This window comes from Mammaliicoccus sp. F-M27 (assembly GCF_022387115.1).
GTDB lineage: Bacteria > Bacillota > Bacilli > Staphylococcales > Staphylococcaceae > Mammaliicoccus > Mammaliicoccus vitulinus.
Window position 1 is genome coordinate 1 of the sequence record NZ_JAJNIE010000046.1, and the last position, 270, is coordinate 270.

General features: G+C 35.2%; 1 protein-coding gene. It reads left to right on the plus strand.

The annotated features are described in order from the left end of the window. Positions 1-270: IS6 family transposase (locus LQ598_RS13730; RefSeq protein ID WP_239706566.1), on the plus strand; the 270-nt coding region annotated here is incomplete at both ends.

Consider the following 270-nt stretch of genomic DNA (forward strand, 5'->3'; position numbering starts at 1 on the left):
ATCGTGATATATCTGAAATATTAAGGGAACGTGGTGTAAACGTTCATCATTCAACGGTCTACCGTTGGGTTCAAGAATATGCCCCAATTTTGTATCAAATTTGGAAGAAAAAGCATAAAAAAGCTTATTACAAATGGCGTATTGATGAGACGTACATCAAAATAAAAGGAAAATGGAGCTATTTATATCGTGCCATTGATGCAGAGGGACATACATTAGATATTTGGTTGCGTAAGCAACGAGATAATCATTCAGCATATGCGTTTATCA